Annotated in this window: 1 protein-coding gene; it reads right to left on the reverse strand. The window is 45.2% G+C overall.

Translation table 11 applies throughout. The features are described from left to right. A partial coding sequence (locus tag R7O12_RS25640; protein WP_318126873.1) for a hypothetical protein occupies window positions 1–1,163 on the reverse strand: 1,163 nt, incomplete at its 3' end. Between the last annotated feature and the right edge of the window lie 74 nt (window positions 1,164–1,237).

The raw sequence follows: 1,237 nt of genomic DNA on the forward strand, positions 1-1,237 counted from the left end.
TGATAGACAAGGTAAGCTGGAATCAAACAGCCAATCAAACCAAAGATAGGGCTACATACTGATGTGAAGCTCAGAACTGGTAGATTCAATACAATTGCACCCCACGCCATGAGAATCGCAAAGAGAATGATTCCTTTGGTGACCAAGTCTTTATTGATCTTCTCTTCAGGCATGACCTTTTTTAGAGCCAGCATCGCTAGACCTTGGCAAGAATCGCGGAAACCCAAGTACACACCAAAAAACGCAGTCATTACTGAGAAAATATTCAGCATTAAACTCATTAGTTTTAGCGTCGTGCCGTCCATACCTTGCGCAACCATCGCAAGAGCAGAGATGTTCTCTTCTGCTGCTTTAACCGCTTGTTCATGTGACATCGCAAGCGTAAAGGAAATCGCATAGAAGAAGACCGTCACAAACAAGATACCGAAAGCAATTTTCATTGCGCGCATGGCTTTGAAGCGAGCAACCTCAATTGATTTTTCTTTTGAGCGGTATGAGATCACCATTGGGCTCAAGCTTTGAATAAAGAGAATAGACGTTAGAGTAAACGGCAGTAGCTCAATTGCATCTTTCAAACCAGCGCCTGTTTCTGGAATCGCACCGACATTCGCTACATCCCATTTTTCGATCATCATGACGCCAAGTAATGCGACGGTACAAAGTTTAATCAGTACAAGACCAGTACTGACCTTAAACAAAATCTTTTCACCACGAGATGCAATAGCGACCAGCGTGCACACTAAAGCCAGACCATATAGCGGGTTTTCAGACAGTAAACCTTCCGTGATGCCAAAACTATGTAGGAAAGATGCCGAGTCATTGTTGATGGCTGTTGAGTAAACAAAGACCCAAATCACCAACATGATGAAGTACAGCACACCTAATAACGCCCCCCATTTGTTACCAAGGTAACCGGAAATGACGCCAGCGTAATCTTGGCACTTTGGTGAACTTGAGAGAGTGTTGATGAAAAGGCGTTGGAACAAGTACATCGCTGGGTAGCCGATCACGGCAGAGGCCAAGAATACCCAAAGGCCCAATACGCCTACTTTTACTGGTAAAAAGACAATACCGGCACCGATTGCCATGCCGATACTCATGATCACCCATCCCCAGTCTGTGCTATCAAACTTGGTCGCGGCTTTCCACTCGTCTAGGGCCATGCCTGCTTTTACGTGCGGTGGCTCTTTACCGATAGGTAAGGTTTGTGTAGGTGCTGTCACGCTCATTTTATTGT

It is taken from the genome of Vibrio sp. Vb1574 (assembly GCF_033338675.1).